A 1,418-nucleotide genomic window follows, 5' to 3' on the forward strand; every position below is an offset into this window, starting at 1 on the left:
GACTAAAAATTTCATTCAAAGATATGAGGTTCAATTTCATCAGCCTAACACTACAAGTGGCTTTAGTGCTACTTTGTTTTACGATAAACAAAAAGATGAATTTATAGTAGGGTTTAGGGGAACTGAGGGTTTTTGGAATATAGATACGATGCAAGACATAACTCTATCCCTCAATGGCAATATCCAATCTTCTTCTCTTTTAGAATTTTTAGAACAAGTAAATAAAATAATCAAAAACAAACACAAAAGAATTATATTTGTAGGACATTCATTGGGTGGGTATTTAGCTCAAATGGCTTTGATATATTGCGATATTAAATATAAAGACAAATTATCTTTTAGCCCTAATGAAGTTTATACTTTTAATTCCCCTAGTGTTTATGGTTGGAATTTTCCTAATATAGCTATATTTTAATTTTTAAAAAAGTAGAATAATTTTATTAAAAATATTAAAAAGGAAAATAAATGGGTGCATTTCGTAAGTTTTATATTGTTTGGGTAGTATTTTGTATAAGTGGGTTTGTTATTTCTCCTGCTGTAGGGCATAATCCAAATAGAGTGTATGAATTTTTTGTAATGCTAGGTTGGATTATTTTTCCTTTAATTCTATTAATGCTTTATCGCTTTTTTTCTCTTTGTGAAATAAAGTTTTTGTATATAGCATTGCTATTGTTACTTTATTATCCTATAGCTTTGATATTATATTACATGTTTTATTATCATAATAGTTTTTATGTTACATTATATATTTTTTTGTCATTATTTAAATAAAGGATAATTTTGCAAGAAAAAATCAATGAATTAAAAGATTATGCAGAACTTGCACAAGCTAGTTATTTTTATTTTGATTTAGAAGATTGTATATTGCAAGAAAATGAAACTATTATTACCTTAAATGAGCTTTTAAACTTAAGCTATAATGGCAAAATAGCTGGAAAAAAAGAAAAGGTCGGACAAAAATATAGTTTTATTAGTAAAGGTAAACTCAACGGAGAATTTGGAGAATTACAGACTAAAAATTTCATTCAAAGATATGAGGTTCAATTTCATCAGCCTAACACTACAAGTGGCTTTAGTGCTACTTTGTTTTACGATAAACAAAAAGATGAATTTATAGTAGGGTTTAGGGGAACTGAGGGTTTTTGGAATATAGATACGATGCAAGACATAACTCTATCCCTCAATGGCAATATCCAATCTTCTTCTCTTTTAGAATTTTTAGAACAAGTAAATAAAATAATCAAAAACAAACACAAAAGAATTATATTTGTAGGACATTCATTGGGTGGGTATTTAGCTCAAATGGCTTTGATATATTGCGATATTAAATATAAAGACAAATTATCTTTTAGCCCTAATGAAGTTTATACTTTTAATTCCCCTAGTGTTTATGGTTGGAATTTTCCTAATATAGCTAT

Annotated in this window: 2 protein-coding genes; both read left to right on the forward strand. The window is 27.2% G+C overall.

Going from position 1 to position 1,418, the window contains the following annotated elements; genetic code table 11:
* Positions 1-415: Mbeg1-like protein (locus AJ939_RS05865; protein WP_250535449.1), on the forward strand; the 415-nt coding region annotated here is incomplete at its 5' end.
* A 365-nt stretch (positions 416-780) separates the two neighbouring features.
* The coding region (locus AJ939_RS05875) for an Mbeg1-like protein (protein WP_141085147.1) at positions 781-1,418 on the forward strand (638 nt) is incomplete at its 3' end.

The organism is Campylobacter sp. BCW_6889, assembly GCF_001762535.1.
GTDB classification, from domain to species: Bacteria; Campylobacterota; Campylobacteria; order Campylobacterales; family Campylobacteraceae; genus Campylobacter_D; species Campylobacter_D jejuni.